We start from the raw sequence: 13,276 nt of genomic DNA on the forward strand, positions 1-13,276 counted from the left end.
CCTAAATTGTTCAAATGACTTAGTCGGACGGAAGAACATGGCGTACATCCCCACCGAGGTCCGGAGACAACAGCTCGTCGAGGCGGCTCTGGCGGTGATCGCCCGCGAGGGCGTTGATGGCGCGACGACGAGACGGATCGCCAGCGAGGCAGGGGCCTCGCTCGCGACGCTGCACTACTGCTTCCAGGCCAAGGAGAACCTGCTCTGGGCCGTGTTCGAGCATCTGGCCGAGCTCGTGCAGAACGACATCGCGCAGGCAGGTGCGACCGACCAGAGCACGAGTGCGCTCGCGGCCCACCTCGTCGAGGAGACCGTCGGCTGGGCCATCGCCAACCCTGCCGCCAACCGGGCGCAGATCGAGATCTGGCTGTGGGCGGAGCGCAACGACTCCGAGCTCGCGGAGCGTCTCTACGACACGGTCATCGAGGCATGGAAGGGCCTGCTGCGACGTGCGCGTTCTCCGCTCGCCGAGGACGAGCTCGAGAGCCTGGCCAGGGTCTTCCTGGCGATCGTCGACGGTCTGTGCATGCAGCTGATCACCCATGGCGATGAGCTGGCGGTCCTCCGGGAGACCCAGACGGCGCGCGAGATGCTGACGGCCTACGTCGGTTCCGCGTGACGGCGCTGCGCCGACAGTGTCGCGGCCGCGTCGAGCTGCCGATCGGCCGCGGGTGAGGCGGCGAACGCGGCACGCAGCCGCTCGCAGGCATCGTTGATGGCGCGTCGGGCCTGCCGATACGTCTCCACCTCGGTGAAGAATCCGTGGAACACGCCGGCATATCGTTGTTGCGTCACCGGAACCCCATCGGCGGCGAGCCGCGCGGCGTACGCCTCGCCATCGTCGCGCAGTGGATCGACCTCGGCGGTGATCACGTGCGCGGGGGCCAGGGCGGCGAGAGTCGCCGCGCGCATCGGGGCGGCGAGGGTGTCGGGGGCGATGCCGGTCTCGCCGACGTACTGCCGCCAGAACCACTGAGCGTCCTCGGATCCCAGCAAGGGAGCATCCGCGAACTCGGTCCAGGACGGGCGAGCGAAGGAGTCGTCGACCGCGGGGTAGGCCAAGACCTGCAGGACCGGTTGGCTGCAGCCTCGCTCGCGAAGGTCCAGGCACAGGGCGGCAACCAGGCCGCCTCCGGCCGAGTCCCCGGCGACCGCCACACGGTCCGGATCGACCCCCAGTGACGTCGCGTGCTCGGTCAACCACGCCCAGGCGGCGCGGACGTCGTCCAGCGCGGCGGGGTAGGGGTTCTCGGGCGCGAGGCGGTACTCCAAGGAGAAGACTGCGCAGTCGGCCTGCGTGGCGATACGGCGACACAGCTCGTCGACGCCGTCGAGGCTGCCGACCGTGAAGCCTCCGCCGTGGACGTACAGCACGGCCGGCGCGGCGCCTCCCTCGACGGGTCGGTACTCCCGGATGCGGGCGGCCGGCTCGCCGGCGAAGTGCTCGCGGACGACCGCCACCGCGGTGGTCCGGGTGGGCGGCTGCGGGGCCGTGAAGGCGCGCACGCCCTCGAGGCCGAGGGTGTGGAGCGGGCCCGGCAGTGCAGTGGCCAGCAGGTCTGCCACCTGCCTGGCCTCCTCGTCGAGGAGGTCGGTCCAGAGCGTCTCTTGCACGTGCACTCCTAGCGGTAGGCCGGTCGAGAAAGGGTGTTCCCCCTCACATGATCAACTGATACAGTCGTTTGAACAAGTCGCCCCGCTGCGCGAAGGAGCCACGCATGACCACCACCCCCGATGTCCAGTCGTTGCAGTCGGTGACGGCGGACGCGTCTGTCGAGGAGGTCCTCGCGATCGTGGCCCGCGACGGCGCTGTGACTATCAAGAACTTCCTCACCCGCGATCAGATCGACAGGTTCAACGCGGAGGTCGAGCCAGCGATGCAGGCGCTCGCGCCCGGGTCGAGGCACGACGACGAGATGATGCAGGCCTTCCACGGCACCAACACCAAGCGACTGACCAACCTGGTGACCCTGAGCCCGACGTTTCGCAACGAGATCATCGACCACGACCTGGTCCACAGCCTCTGTGACGCGACCTTCCTCGAGGAGTCCGGCACCTATTGGATGACTACGGCCCAGGTGATCGAGATCGGTCCCGGGAATGACGCCCAGATGCTGCACCGTGACCTCGAGAACTGGCATCCCTTCGTCCAGCTGGGCAAGGACGGTCCCGAGGCGGTCCTGAACTTCCTCATCGCCTTCACCGACTTCACCGATGAGAACGGCGCTACGCGGGTCATCCCGGGCAGCAACCACTGGGACGACTTCGAGGACCGTGGGACGCCGGAGGACACGATCCCGGCGGAGATGAAGGCCGGTGACGTCCTGCTCTTCAGCGGGAAGGTCGCTCACGGCGGTGGAGCGAACCGCACCGCGGACGAGTACCGACGGGCTGTCGCGTTCGCGCTCAACCCCGGTTTCCTCACCGGCGAGGAGGCGTATCCGTTCCTGGTCGACCTGGAGCTCGCCAAGACGCTGTCTCCCCGGGTTCAGCGCCTGCTCGGCTTTCGGTCGCAGTTCCCCAAGGGTTCGGGCGGTCTGTGGCAGGTCGACTACGCAGAGCTCGGCGACTACCTCCGCCTCGACGGCTGAGGGCATCGAAGGGTTCCAGGTGGCACTCGAGAGCTCACGGATCGCCTTCGAGCGGGCCAGGGCAAGCGTCGGCGGGGGAGTCGGCTCCGGCCTGCGGGCCGCCATGCGTCCTCATCCGCTCTTCGTCCGTGAGGCCCGCGGGGCGCATGTGTGGGACCTCGACGGCGACCGGTACGTCGACTACGTGATGGCCTGGGGTCCGCTCGTCCTCGGTCACGGCGACCCCCGGATCGCCGAGGCCGTTGCCGAGGTCGCGACCCGGATGCAGGTCGTCGGCACCGGCCACGAGCTCGAGTACCTGGCCGCCGAGGCCGTGCTCGACGCCGTGCCCCACGGGGAGCGGTTGCTGTGGAGCAACACCGGCACCGAGGCCGTCCAGGTCGCGCTGCGCCTCGCCCGTGCCGCGACGGGTCGCCGACGTGTCCTCAAGTTCGCCCGCACCTACCACGGCTGGCACGACTCGGTGTACGCCGGTCTGGTCGAAGCCGACAGCGGGAGACCCGCCACCCCTGCGAGCAGAGGACAGTCGCCCAGCGTCCTCGACGACCTGGTCGTCGGCGGCTTCAACGACGTCGCGCTGGCCGAGCGGCTGCTGACGGAGGCCGTCGAGCGCGACATCGCGGCCGTTCTCGTGGACCCGATCCTGAGCAACGGCGGGGTCGAGGCGCCGTCCGCCGACTTCCTACCCACCCTGCGGTCGCTGTGCGACGTGCACGGCGTCGTCCTGATATTCGACGAGGTGATCACCGGGTTCCGGATCGCCCGGGGCGGCGCCGCTGAGAAGTACGGCGTCCGTCCGGACCTGTCCGTCTTCGGCAAGGCGATGGCGGGTGGCTCCACGCAGAGTGCCGTCGTCGGGCGCGCCGACCTCATCGACCAGGTCGACGACGGCGTGGTGCACGCCGGCACCTTCAACGGCAACCCCATCGCCCTCGCGGCGGTCGAAGCCACCATGCAGGTGCTGGCCGACCCCGCGGTCTACGACACGTTGGACAAGATCTCAGCGTACTTCGACGACGTCGTCGGGGCTGCCCTCGACACGGTGCCGGGCTGCGGAACCTTCAACCGTGTGGGCTCGCTCCTGCAGTACGTGCCCGCAGACGGAGCCACCGGCTTGCACGGAACGGGCGGCCTGTGGGGCTTGATCCTCGACGGGATGGTCCGTCAGGGCTTCCTGTTCATGCCCTCCGGGAAGGTCTTCCTCTCCACGGCCCACACGACCTCCGACGTCGAGACGACAGCCGAGGCGCTCGAGAAGGTCCTCCGCCGGCTATGACCCACGACCTCAGCAACACCCGATCAAGAGAGCCACAAGGAAAGGCAGTGCCATGACCACCCTCACCACCCTCGACGCCACGTGCACGACCGAGGAGGCGATCGCCGTCGTCGAGCGTGACGGCGGCGTCATCATCAAGGACTTCTTTGACGCCGACGTCCTCACGGAGCTCCGCTCCGACATCGACACCGCCATGGCCAGCACGCCGTGGGGTCAGGACGACTTCTCCGGTCACCGCACCAAGCGGCTGTACGGCGTCTTCCAGCACACCCAGCATGCGGCGACCGCCGTCCGGCACCCGCACTACGCCGGCATCGCCCAGCACTTCCTGGAGGTCCCCAAGCCGGTCTACGTCGGTGACGACCTGATCGAGCTGGCCCCCACCTACCAGGTCGGCGTCAGTTCGATCATCGACATCCACCCGGGCGAGGGCGCTCAACCCCTGCACCGTGACGACACGGTCTGGCAGTGGCGGCACCCCGAGGGCTACCGCCAGGCCCGGGTGCAGATCATGGTCGCGGTCACGGACTTCACCGCCGAGAACGGCGGCACCATGGTCGTGCCCGGCAGTCACACGTGGGACGACGCCCGCGGCCCGCGCGTCGACGAGGCGGTCCCGACGGTGATGAGCGCCGGATCTGCCCTGATCTGGGTCGGTGGCACGTTCCACGGTGGCGGCACCAACACCTCGGACAGCAACCGCATCGGCCTGACGATCGGTCTCGACCTGGGTTACCTGCGACAGGAGGAGAACGCTTACCTGACCTACCCGACCGAGGTCGTGAAGACCTTCGACGAGGACATCCAGCAGCTGCTCGGTTGGTCGGTCTGCCCTCCCGGGACCGGTTTCGTCGACTACCAGGGCACCATGGCCGACCCGATCTTCCTCCTCAAGGACAACGGGGAGGTTCGCAACTCCTACGCCGACTTCAACGCCGGCGCCGAGCCGCAGAACGTTTGATGCACCAGCTCGAGGTGGTGATCGTCGGGCTGGGAGCGACCGGCCTGGCGATCACCGAAGCAATGACGTCGCGGACCGACTGCCGCATCGTCGGCGCGGCTGACATCCAGCCGGACATCGCGGGCGCCTCGCTGTCGTCCGTCGTGCCGGGCGCGCCGCCGGTCACGGTCGTCGCCTCCCTCGATGACCTGCCTGATGCCGATGTCGCCGTCGTTGCCACCTCCTCATGGGTCGAGACCATCGAGCCCACGCTGGTGACGCTCATGGGGCGCGGCATGAACGTGGTGTCGATCTGTGAGGAGCTGCGCGAACCTCGTCTCAGCCACCCTGACGTGGTCGAGCGGCTCGATCGCGTCGCGAGGCTCAAGGGCGTCTCGGTGCTCGGCACCGGCTGCAACCCCGGCATGTTGATGGACACCCTGCCCGTGGTCCTGAGCGGTCTGACGACTCGCGTCGAGTCGATCGCGATTCGGCGTACGGCTGACATGAGCCGCTACGGCGCGATCCTCGCGAAGTTCGGCCTCGGTCTGGATCCGGATGAGTTCCTCGCCTGGCGGGAGGAAGGGCGGGTGATGGGACACGTCGGGTTCGCGCAGAGCATCGCTGCGATTGCGCGAGGACTCGAGTGGAGCCTCGACCAGATCGAGGTGGACGCCGTCGAGCCGGACATCGTCGCCACCGAGGACCGTCACGGTGAGCACGTGGGGATCTCTGCCGGCACCGTGGCCGGCGTCGTGCATCGCGCCCGAGGACTGAGGTCAGGCGTTGCCGTGGTCGAGCTGGCCACCCGGTTCGGCATCTTCGCGCCGACCGACGAGGTCGACCCCGGCGACACGCTCACGCTCGTCGGGAAGGAGCAGACGATCACCGTCGATTCATCGGGCGGCTACGAGAGCTTCCTGTCCACGGTCGCGATGGCGTGCAACACCGTCACGGCCGTCGTTGACGCCGATCCGGGGTTCCGCACGCTGCTCGAGCTTCCGGTGTCCGCGCTGGCCAGCAAGGGATCGCGGTTCGGCTGAGTGGCGGACGTCGCATGCTAGCCTCTCGACTTGTTCATATGACTGAGTCGATTTTGGAGGTTGATCGTGGCGCACGTCCCCACCGAGGTTCGACGGCAGCAGTTCATCGACGCCGCTATCGCCGTGATCGCGCGCGAGGGTGTAGATGGCGCGACGACGCGACGGATCGCCGACGAAGCGAGCGCGCCGCTCGCCACCCTTCACTACTGCTTCCAGACCAAGGAGAACCTGCTCTGGGCGGTGTTCGAGCACCTTGCTGAGCTCGTCCGCACGGACCTCGAGCGTGCCAGCTCGCCCGGTCGGACCGCCGCGGACATCGCCTGCCAGTTCTTGGACGATGTCGTCGAGTCAACCATCGAGAGACGCGCTGACGCGCGGGCGCAGATCGAGATCTGGCTGTGGGCTGAACGCAACGACTCGGAGTTCGCCATCCGGATCTACGCCTTGTTCATCGACGCCTCGATGGAGTTCCTCCGCAAGGCGAAGACGCCACTGCCGGAGAAGCAGCTCGAGACCGTCACCCGGATCATCATCGCGATCATGGACGGCCTCATCATGCAGATGATCACCCACGGCGACGAGAAGATGATGCGGCGTGAGGCCGAGACGGCCAAGGCCATGCTGCAGGCCTATCTGGGCCGGCGGGCTCGGCGCGCCGCCTGACGTATCAGCGAGCAGGGCGGTGACGGCAGATGCCGTCACCGCCCTGCTGACTTTTCTGCTCGCCTCTTCTGCAGAGTCCTCGCTCCCAGCTGGTCACGAGCGAGCTGACCCCCTTGCGCTCTTCGCGCGGCCGTGATTATGATCACGCGTCTCAGTCAAATGATCGGATCCAATGATCGGCATCGCGTCGAGACGCTGTCCCGAGCCAGCCAGGAGAGAACATGAAGACGTACACAGTCGGCCGATGGGCCGCCGCCGCGATCGCCGCTCTGCTGGTGACGACGACGGCCGCGTGCGGTGGGTCCGGCGCCGCAGGCAGCGGCGAGAAGGCAGACGACTCGGACGTCGCCCGCTATCAGGACACCTTGGACCAGTGGTACAAGGGCACTTACAAGGAGCCAGCCGGCCCAGCGGTCCAAGCCCCCACAGGCAAGGACATCTGGCTCATCTCGGTCGGGCTGGGCCTCGAGTACTCCGTTCGGGTGTCGGACGCCGCGAAGCAGGCGGCCGAGGATCTCGGGTGGACCGTGCACGTGTACGACGCCAAGTTCGACCCGAACCAGATGCTCACCGGTGTGCAGCAGGCCGTGGTCGCGGGCGCGGACGGGATCATCGTCAACAACATCGACTGCGCCACGATCAAGAACGCGGCCCAGCAGGCGGCCGACCGCAGCATTCCGGTGATCGGCGTCGAGTCTGCCGACTGTGACCCCGGCCTGTTCGCTCACGTGGTCGGCTACTCGGGCAACGCATCGCAGGAGGACTGGCTGCTCGACTTCGGCCGGGCACAGGCGGCGTGGGTCATCGCCCAGACTGAGGGCCAGGCCAGGGTTGTTCTCAATACGGGGACCGACACCAACTCGACACGGGTCACGAGCGAGGGAGTGCGGGACGAGTTCGACGAGTGCCCGACCTGCGAGATCGTGGACGACGCGACGTGGGTGGCGGCCGACTACGGGCCTGCGCTGCAGGAGAAGATCCAGCAGACGATGATCAAGCATCCCGATGCGAACGCCTTCATCCCGAGCTACGACGCCCCCATGACCCAGAGCGGCGGCGCGCAGGCGCTCAAGGCCACCGGCCGGTTCGACGAGCTGACCGTCGCCGGCGGTGAGGGCAGCATCGCCGGCATCGAGCAGATCCGGACCGGCGAAGGCATGCAGATGTGTGCAGGGCAGTCGGGCGAGTGGGAGACGTACTCCGCTTTCGACGCCCTCGTCCGCCTGTTCCTCGACCGGGACCCGGGCGAGGTGGACACCGGAAACGGCATCCAGGTGTGCGACAAGGACCACAACCTGCCGCCGGAGGGCGAGGCGTACGTGCCCCCGGTCGACTTCATGACCGCGTACCAGAAGCTGTGGGGCCTGGACTGATCCGCCAGTCCCTAGCCGCCTCGCTTGACAACGGAGTTCCTCATGGGCACACAAATGCCGGGCCCGGCGCTTGCCGTGACCGGTGCCTGCAAGTCATTCGGCCCCAACAAGGCAGTGAACGACATCTCTTTCGAGCTCGCGCCGGGCCAGGTGCATGCCCTCCTCGGCGGGAACGGGTCGGGTAAATCGACGATGATCAAGATGCTGGCCGGCGTCGAGCGCGCCGACGCGGGCCAGGTCGAGATCGCCGGGCAAAGCATTGCGCTCGCCGACCTGACGCCTTCCAAGGCGACCGCGTTGGGCCTTCGCTTCGTCCACCAGCAGCGGTCGACGTTCCCCGAGCTCACCATTGCTGAGAATCTCGCCATCGGTGGCCCTGGATTCCCGCTCGGGTGGGGTGGTCGGGTGCGGTGGCGCCAGGCGCGGAGGAGCGCCGAGAGGGCACTCGAACGGTTCGGCATCGAGGCTCACCCGGAGCAGCTCCTCGGAGAGCTCGGTCCAGCGCGGCAGGCGATGGTGGCGATCGCTCGGGCGCTGCAGTCGCAGGGCGACGGGGAAGGAATCCTCGTGCTCGACGAGCCCACGGTCTCACTGCCGGACACCGAGGTGCGGATCCTCCTCGACGCGGTGCGGCGGCACGCCGAGCGAGGCCAGACCGTCATCCTGGTCACGCACCGCCTCGAAGAGGTGCTCGCAGTCGCGGACAACGCGGTCCTGCTTCGCAACGGCTGCCTCGTCGACGAGGTCTCGCCGCGATCGATCACGCGGACCGACCTCATCGAGCTGATCATCGGGCGAGCCGTCGAGGAGGTCGCGCCGGCAAGCGGCGGCGCGGACGGACAGGTCGTCCTGGAGGTGGACGCGCTGCAGGCGGGTCCGGTCGGCCCGGTCAGCCTGACGCTACGTGCCGGCGAGGTGGTCGGGGTCGCCGGCCTGGTCGGGTCAGGTCGTTCGAGCCTGCTGAAGGCATTGTTCGGCGTACTTCCCGCCGAATCGGGTGAGGTGCGCCTCGGCGGCGAGCCGGTCCGTCTGACGAGCCCGCGCCGCGGGATGCGAGCGGGCTTCGCGTTCGTGCCTGAGAGCCGTGCGGAGGACGCCGCGTTCCCCGAGCTCACCATTACCGAGAACCTGTCGGTCAGTGTCCTGCCCCAGTACTTCCGCGGTGGGCGGATGCGCGCCCGGCGCGAGCGGCGCGACGCAGGAGAGCTGCTGCACACCTACGCGATCAAGGCCGAGGCGGTCGATGACTCCCTGGACTCGCTCTCGGGTGGCAACCAGCAGAAGGCGATCGTCGCGCGCTGGCTGCGACGCAGCCCGAAGGTCATCCTCCTGGACGAGCCGACGCAGGGTGTGGACGTCGGCGCCCGGGCTGAGATCTACGGGTTGATCAGGGGCGCCGTCGACGCAGGATCCGTCGCTCTGGTTGCGTCGTCGGACAGCGAGGAGCTCGCAGCGATCTGCGACCGCGTCCTCGTGCTCCGTCGCGGTCAGATCGTCGGCGAGGTGCGTCGTGACCAGATGACCAGCAACCGGATCGAGCGCCTTGCTCACGGTGAAGTAGAGGAAGTGGCGTGATGAGCTCGTTGTCCAGTGCGAACAGCACCGAACGCATCGTGGAGGCCACCCGGCCCGGTGGTGGTGTCGCTCCGAGGCGACGCCGACTGCGAAAGCCGATCCGGGCCTACCTCGAGGCCTACGCCTTCCCCGGTCTGCTGGTCGCGGCCCTCGTGTTCTTCAGCCTGTGGTCCAAGACGTCCCTGGTCTTCCCGACGACGGCGAACCTGCAGATCCTGTTCGGCTCGAGCACTGTCGTCGCGATCGCGGCGCTCGCCTCGCTCGTCCCGCTGGTCTGCAACGAGTGGGATCTGTCGATCGGTGCCACCGCGGCCCTCAGCTCGGTCTACGCGGCGGTGGCCCTCACGAACGGCACGTCCGCGGTACTCGCGATCGCGGTCGGGATCGGGATCGGAATCGCTGTCGGGATCGTCAACGCGGTCCTGGTGACCCGGCTCGGCGTCAACGCCGTCATCACGACTTTGGGCATCTCGATCATCATCGCTGGCATCATCACGCTGAAGACCGGCGGGATCACGGTCGCGGGCCAGATCCCGATCGGCATCACGAACTTCGGCACTCTCACCTGGTTCGGCATCCCCCGATCGGTGGTGGCGCTGGCGGTCGTGGCCGGCCTCGTCTACTACGTCCTCGAGCACACGCCCTACGGGCGATATCTCTACGCACTGGGGTCGAACCGCTCTGCCGCCCGGCTGACGGGCATCCGGATCAAGCTGGTCGTCGGCGCGACATTCGTGATCGCAGGTGGCCTCTGCGGTGCTGCCGGCGTCCTCCAGGTCGCCCGAGCCGGTGGCGCGAACCCCCACCTCGCCGACAGCATCCTGCTGCCGGCGCTCGCGGCTGCCTTCCTGAGCGCGGCCGCGATCCGTCCGGGACGCTACAACGTGGGTGGCGTCCTGGTCTCCGTGTACTTCCTAGCGGTGCTCAACAACGGGCTCAATCTTGCCGGCGCGCCGGACTACGTCTCCAGCTTCGTCAACGGCGGAGCGCTCATCGTCGGCGTCGGTGTCGCGGCGCGTCTCGGTGGCCGTCGTGAGCCCTGACCGGATGGCCGCACTCTGACGCGACAGCGCCGCCGCGTCGATCGTCGCGGCGGCGCCGTGGTCCTCCGGGGAGTTCTCAGGAGTCGAGGGTCGAGACGACCGCCATGTCCTGGTCGCCCAGCCCGGCGTCGACCGCGCGACGGAGCACCTGCGCCGTGGTCTGGATCATCGGAGCATCGCCGTGCGCGCCGAGTCCGGCGGCGAACGCAGCTGCTGCGTCGGCGTACACGGTGAGCGTGGCCTGGTCGGTGCTGAAATCCTGGTCGCGGATCCGATCGAGGATGAGCTTCAGCTGGCCGTCCATCACCGAGAGCGAGTAGCTCGCGAGGTCGGACAGGACCTCGTGCCCCACCCCGAACTTGGCGGTGAACCGCACCGCCTCCATGAACGAGGTGAGGGCGGAGATGTAGAAAGCGCCGGTCAGGGCGGCGTCGATGGCGTTCGCCGATGCGTGGTCGTCTCCGACGTACATGGAGGAGCCCGCGAGGGTCAGCACGGCGTCCTGGTGCGTCTTCCAGAGCTCTTCGTCGCCCGCGACGAGGAGCCGGGCATCGTCCGTCCCGAGGTGCTCGGGATAGGCGGCGATCGCCGCGTCGAGGTAACGGACGCCGGCCGCCTGTGCCCAGTCGCGGAACGTGTGGGCGTCGTCGGGAGTGCCGCTGGTCGTGTTCAGGATGGTCGTCGCGGCAAGCTCGTCCGGGTCGATCCCGTCGAGCAACTGGCGCGCGTCCTCGGTGGTGCTGACGCACAGGATGGCCAGCGGCGTCCCTGTCAGGGCGTCGCGGGACGAGGTAGCCACCTCCGCACCGTCACCCGCGAGAGCTTGCGCTCGCTCGTGCGTCCGGTTCCACGCGGTCACCTGCCATCCCTTGGACAGGTAGGCCCGCACCATGGCGGACCCCATGTTCCCGCAGCCGAGCACGGCGACAGCGCGCTGACCTGGCTGAGTGGTGTAGGAGTTCCGTTGATCGTATGATCCAGTCACTTGATCAATTTGTGGTATCGCCGCGTTGTCTGTCAAGAGGGAAGATGAGAGCGATGCACACGCGGGTTGCGGTTGGCATCAACGACAAAGGCCCCGGCGACGTCCGGGGCCTTTGTCGTCGACATCGAGTTCGAGCACTACGTGCACAAAAGACCTATATGTCGTAGTACTGACTGACTGACCCATGCTGACCTGCGCAAACGTCGAGATTTCCCGGCCGTTTGTACCGGGCTTGTAACAGGTTAACCCTTGCGGCGGGGGTCCTGGAGTCAAGCAGTCCACCTAGATTGGGCTAGAAAACGGCCTCTCTCTAGGTTGCACCACTTGCGGCGATCGTGGCCATCGGTCGTCGCTCATCTGGCGACGGAGGAGAAGCCGCAAGCCATGGATCGAGTACCCGCAGTTGGCAGCGGAGTTGCGCGCGTCGCGCAGGCACGGCCGGCACGGCCGCGCCTGGCTTGGCAGCACCGCCCATACGCGAATGTCGGGGTTGGCGGCGTGTTCGTCGTTCGGCACCTCCACGTCCGACTTCTCTCCCACGCCGAGCGTGGCATCAACGAGTGTGCTTTCCGGAGGGGCGCTCTCCACAACAGTTACCTCGCTGGAATCCCCTCGGCGCCAGAAGTCCACCCCGAGCCGCGTCGCTCAAGGCCCATGTATGCGATTGAGAATCGGGTTGGCTCGTGCTCGCGGCTGTCCGTGCGGGTTGGTAGCGACTTGCCCGAGTTGCAGCCCTGCGTGTTCGCGGAACACAACACGTTCTGTCCCCCGCCGGACACACCACGGCCTCCACCAGAGCCGGCACGGGAAGCAAGACGGGCTCGTAGGATTGCGGCAGAGGTCGTCAGGGAGGTTTGAGGTCGTGGTCTGTCGTGCCGCAGTGTTTCTGGCGCTGGTGGTCGTCCTTTCCGGATGCAGCGGAGAGGGACCCGTTTCGGGGAGCGGCGAAGCGGCCGCTACAACGGCGGAAGATGGCGGCCGTAGCGATACGCCTGGCGGCGACGTCCGGATCACCAAGATCCTCGTTTTCGTCGTGGAGAACCACTCGATGAGGCAGATGCGGTCTTCGATGCCCCGGGTGTTCCGGTTCGCCGAGCACAATGCTTATGCGACGCGCTACTTCGCCCTGACCCACCCGAGCCTCCCGAACTACATCGCCATCGCCTCGGGCTGGACGCACGGCGTCCACGACGACTTGCCGCCTGCCTCTCACCGGCTGGAGGGCCGGACTGTCTTCGACCAGGCGTTGGACCATGACAAGACGGCCGCGACGTATGCCGACTCGATGACGCGCAACTGCGAGCTCGTGAACGCCGGCCGCTACGCCGTCCGCCACAACCCGTGGACCTACTTCGTCGACGAGCGCGATGCCTGCGAGCACTACGACGCACCGGTGTCCCGGCTGGCCGCGGACGTGGACGCCGGCACTCTCCCGAACGTCAGCTTCGTCATTCCGAACGTCCGCCACGACGCCCACGACGCCGCACTCGCGGTGGCCGACCGGTGGATCGGTCGCCGGATCCGCCTGATCAAGGGCGGCGCCGATTGGCAAAGCGGTCATCTGGCGGTTGTGATTACGGCCGATGAGGACGATCGGGACAGCGGGAACCGGGTGCTGACCGTGGTTGGCTCGCGCTACCAGGAGCAGCGGGTCGTCACTCGCCGGCTGACCCATTACAGCCTCACCCGCGCGATCGAGGACGTCCTCGGTGTCCGACACCTTCGTAGGGCCAGGACCGCGCCGTCGCTGACTAAAGCGTTCCGCATGGTGACGTGACTGTTTCGTC

At 67.7% G+C, this 13,276-nt stretch carries 12 protein-coding genes; 10 read left to right on the forward strand and 2 right to left on the reverse strand.

The window, feature by feature from the left end:
- The first annotated feature begins 37 nt into the window (after positions 1–37).
- On the forward strand, positions 38–619 hold the full coding sequence (locus AC2YHB_RS10795; RefSeq protein WP_487353865.1) for a TetR/AcrR family transcriptional regulator: 582 nt from the start codon (positions 38–40) through the stop codon (positions 617–619).
- On the opposite strand, the gene AC2YHB_RS10800 is transcribed toward AC2YHB_RS10795, so the two are convergent.
- The gene (locus AC2YHB_RS10800; protein ID WP_487353866.1) at positions 601–1,614 is read right to left on the reverse strand and encodes an alpha/beta hydrolase; all 1,014 of its coding nucleotides are present in this window, start codon (positions 1,612–1,614) and stop codon (positions 601–603) included. The two genes, AC2YHB_RS10795 and AC2YHB_RS10800, sit on opposite strands and share 19 nt — an antisense overlap.
- Before the next feature lie 104 nt (positions 1,615–1,718).
- Between AC2YHB_RS10800 and AC2YHB_RS10805 the strand changes: the two genes are divergently transcribed.
- The 8 genes from AC2YHB_RS10805 to AC2YHB_RS10840 all read left to right on the forward strand — a co-directional run bounded on the left by AC2YHB_RS10805 (position 1,719) and on the right by AC2YHB_RS10840 (position 10,504).
- Positions 1,719–2,591, forward strand: coding sequence for a phytanoyl-CoA dioxygenase family protein (locus tag AC2YHB_RS10805; RefSeq protein WP_487353867.1), 873 nt, complete (start codon positions 1,719–1,721; stop codon positions 2,589–2,591).
- 19 nt (positions 2,592–2,610) lie between these two features.
- Positions 2,611–3,867 (forward strand): aspartate aminotransferase family protein, encoded by a 1,257-nt coding sequence (locus AC2YHB_RS10810; RefSeq protein WP_487353868.1) that lies wholly within the window; start codon positions 2,611–2,613, stop codon positions 3,865–3,867.
- A 52-nt stretch (positions 3,868–3,919) separates the two neighbouring features.
- Positions 3,920–4,828, forward strand: coding sequence for a phytanoyl-CoA dioxygenase family protein (locus AC2YHB_RS10815; protein WP_487353869.1), 909 nt, complete (start codon positions 3,920–3,922; stop codon positions 4,826–4,828).
- Positions 4,828–5,850 carry a hypothetical protein gene (locus tag AC2YHB_RS10820; protein WP_487353870.1) on the forward strand — a complete coding sequence of 341 codons (1,023 nt, stop codon included), beginning with the start codon at positions 4,828–4,830 and terminating at the stop codon, positions 5,848–5,850. The genes AC2YHB_RS10815 and AC2YHB_RS10820 overlap by 1 nt, the downstream gene beginning before the upstream one ends.
- Positions 5,851–5,916: 66 nt before the next feature.
- The gene (locus AC2YHB_RS10825; protein WP_487353871.1) at positions 5,917–6,513 is read left to right on the forward strand and encodes a TetR/AcrR family transcriptional regulator; all 597 of its coding nucleotides are present in this window, start codon (positions 5,917–5,919) and stop codon (positions 6,511–6,513) included.
- A gap of 275 nt (positions 6,514–6,788) precedes the next feature.
- Positions 6,789–7,886 (forward strand): sugar ABC transporter substrate-binding protein, encoded by a 1,098-nt coding sequence (locus AC2YHB_RS10830; protein ID WP_487353872.1) that lies wholly within the window; start codon positions 6,789–6,791, stop codon positions 7,884–7,886.
- 24 nt (positions 7,887–7,910) lie between these two features.
- Positions 7,911–9,461 carry a sugar ABC transporter ATP-binding protein gene (locus AC2YHB_RS10835; RefSeq protein WP_487353873.1) on the forward strand — a complete coding sequence of 517 codons (1,551 nt, stop codon included), beginning with the start codon at positions 7,911–7,913 and terminating at the stop codon, positions 9,459–9,461.
- Positions 9,461–10,504 (forward strand): ABC transporter permease, encoded by a 1,044-nt coding sequence (locus AC2YHB_RS10840; protein WP_487353874.1) that lies wholly within the window; start codon positions 9,461–9,463, stop codon positions 10,502–10,504. The genes AC2YHB_RS10835 and AC2YHB_RS10840 overlap by 1 nt, the downstream gene beginning before the upstream one ends.
- A 76-nt stretch (positions 10,505–10,580) precedes the next feature.
- Here AC2YHB_RS10840 and AC2YHB_RS10845 read toward each other — a convergent pair whose 3' ends face one another.
- Positions 10,581–11,525: an NAD(P)-dependent oxidoreductase gene (locus AC2YHB_RS10845; protein ID WP_487353875.1), complete on the reverse strand. Its 945-nt coding sequence runs from the start codon at positions 11,523–11,525 to the stop codon at positions 10,581–10,583.
- Between the two features lie 826 nt (positions 11,526–12,351).
- Between AC2YHB_RS10845 and AC2YHB_RS10850 the strand changes: the two genes are divergently transcribed.
- Positions 12,352–13,266 carry an alkaline phosphatase family protein gene (locus AC2YHB_RS10850; RefSeq protein WP_487353876.1) on the forward strand — a complete coding sequence of 305 codons (915 nt, stop codon included), beginning with the start codon at positions 12,352–12,354 and terminating at the stop codon, positions 13,264–13,266.
- The last annotated feature ends 10 nt before the right edge of the window (positions 13,267–13,276 follow it).

This window comes from Nocardioides sp. SRI_004 (assembly GCF_057586415.1).

Excerpts from the sequence above, each read along its gene's own strand:
- AC2YHB_RS10795 (WP_487353865.1), top strand. The coding sequence starts at position 38 with ATGGCGTACATCCCCACCGAGGTCCGGAGACAACAGCTCGTCGAGGCG.
- AC2YHB_RS10805 (WP_487353867.1), top strand. The coding sequence starts at position 1,719 with ATGACCACCACCCCCGATGTCCAGTCGTTGCAGTCGGTGACGGCGGAC.
- AC2YHB_RS10815 (WP_487353869.1), top strand. The coding sequence starts at position 3,920 with ATGACCACCCTCACCACCCTCGACGCCACGTGCACGACCGAGGAGGCG.
- AC2YHB_RS10820 (WP_487353870.1), top strand. The coding sequence starts at position 4,828 with ATGCACCAGCTCGAGGTGGTGATCGTCGGGCTGGGAGCGACCGGCCTG.
- AC2YHB_RS10840 (WP_487353874.1), top strand. The coding sequence starts at position 9,461 with ATGAGCTCGTTGTCCAGTGCGAACAGCACCGAACGCATCGTGGAGGCC.